A 2,040-nucleotide genomic window follows, 5' to 3' on the forward strand; every position below is an offset into this window, starting at 1 on the left:
ATACCAATCCATATCATCATTACTGCTTTTTGAGTTGGATTTAACAGGTATGACGGCTTTAGCATTGTTTTCCATAATACAGATTCTAATATCTTGGCTGTCATAGCCTTTGTCGGCAGCAACCGCTTCAGTATCATCTTTAATCGTTTGTTTGATTAAGTCATTTGCCATTTTTGAGTCATGTACTTGACCACCTGTGACTTCAACACGAACAGGATTACCACACGCATCAACCACTAGATGAATCTTGCTACTGTTGCCAGCGACGCTCTTACCAATGGCTTCATCTTGTTGACTCGCCGATCCAGTGCTATGCTGATGTGCTTTGACCACACTGCCATCGATGAATAACCATTCTCCATCGTAGTTTTGTGTGATTATTGACATCAGTTTTTGCCACTTGCCAGTGATACGCCAGTAACGGTACTGCTGATAGATAACATACCATTTACCAAAATAGTCAGGTATGTCTCGCCACGGACAGCCAACTCGTATTCGGTATAACATTGCTTCAATGGCCAGTCTTAAATTGGGCTTGTCATAAACGTTTATTTGACACAATATAGTACGTAGCTTGTACCACTGGTTATCTTTGAGCATGGTGCGAGTCATAAGCAATACCTTGTGTTTTTCGTTCTGGTAAACATGAACGTAAGGTGTTGCTTATCTTTTTTCAATGATTCAATTCTATACAGCCCCTAGTATGGCTATACAGAAAATAAGTGCAAACGATGACTTGGCTCCTGATTTTGAAACATTTGGAGTAATGAAAAAAATTGCTAAACAAACTCTATATATAGCTTTGGGTTTATCTATACTCGCATTTATTTTTGGGGGCGGTTTCATATCAGCCTTACTAACATTCATGCTTTCGCTCTTTATAATACTAGGTATACGATTCACATTTCTACAGTTCACGCTGATAGCGACTAAAGGAAGAAAGGAATACGATAAAGTTCATAATTATTACAAAGAGCTAGCCATAAAGAATAATATAAATGTTTCTTACGAGGCTCCTGGGATAATTATAGATAAAGAAGCTAGAAAGATAGCCTTTACCATTGATCCAGAACAAGAAAAGAGAGTGATTATTTGCGATTTTTCTGATATCAGGCAGTGGTATTCACATGAATCAACTGTGACAAATGAAAATTATAAGGTGCATAGTTCGGGTCATATTAGCGGCGGAAAGACTGAGACTACTTTTACTGGTATGAGGGTAGAAATCAATGACCCTGATATGCCTTTATATTCCTTTTGGACTGCTAACCATAATGATTCAAATTTATGGATGGCAAGGCTATCCAGCCTTATAAATGGCTAGCTATTTATCGCTCAATCCATTGACTATAAACGTATTTAGGAACGAAAAAATGAAAATTACCACATTACTTACTATTATCCCATTATCATTGTTATCTATCAGTGCTATGGCTGGTATGGGTTCGACTAAAGGTGATACAACCTGTATCGTCATTAGCTCTATCGCTAAAGCTAAGACGCATGGCATGGCATGTTCTTATACAGGAGATGTAGGCGGTAGTATGAGTTATTCAATCGAACAAATGAATTACAAACTTGCTACAGGCACAAAATACAGCACCATAAACGATGCAACTTTTGACTTTGGTAAGGATGGGAAGGTTAAAAACCTTGTGGAAGAAATAAGTCTTAATGGTAAGCCAGCCAAACTTAAAAATCTCATCGACGGTACTTATAAAGAGATTAGTGAAGCGGATTTAGATGCGCGTTATAATAAAGAGCCTGTTGACTTAACAGATATTTTAAAATGCTTTATTCCTGATGCCAAGAAAGACACTGCATTCTGTGTGCCGTTCTTTGAAGAAGGTGAAGAAGACGGCATGTCTTAGTTGTCCCCCCCCCTTTTTTTCTCCTAAACGTAAAAACTTTCACATAAAGTATATTTAGTAGTCTAGATGGTAATATCTTCTATATTCCATATTGAACCGCCCCGGTATTGTCGGAGACTTAACATTCTGAGAGAATACGACAATGAAAAGACAAACCTACACTCCTGAG

3 protein-coding genes are annotated in these 2,040 nt (G+C 37.9%); 2 read left to right on the forward strand and 1 reads right to left on the reverse strand.

Annotated elements, in window-relative coordinates; genetic code table 11:
* The coding region (locus tag JMX82_RS14050) for an IS5 family transposase (protein ID WP_201540991.1) at window positions 1-612 on the reverse strand (612 nt) is incomplete at its 3' end.
* Window positions 613-703: 91 nt separating this feature from the next.
* Between JMX82_RS14050 and JMX82_RS14055 the strand changes: the two genes are divergently transcribed.
* Window positions 704-1,324 carry a hypothetical protein gene (locus JMX82_RS14055; RefSeq protein WP_045456507.1) on the forward strand — a complete coding sequence of 207 codons (621 nt, stop codon included), beginning with the start codon at window positions 704-706 and terminating at the stop codon, window positions 1,322-1,324.
* Between the two features lie 49 nt (window positions 1,325-1,373).
* The gene (locus tag JMX82_RS14060) at window positions 1,374-1,871 is read left to right on the forward strand and encodes a hypothetical protein (protein ID WP_045456504.1); all 498 of its coding nucleotides are present in this window, start codon (window positions 1,374-1,376) and stop codon (window positions 1,869-1,871) included.
* The last annotated feature ends 169 nt before the right edge of the window (window positions 1,872-2,040 follow it).

The sequence above is a fragment of the Psychrobacter sp. 1044 genome (assembly GCF_904846525.1).
GTDB lineage: Bacteria > Pseudomonadota > Gammaproteobacteria > Pseudomonadales > Moraxellaceae > Psychrobacter.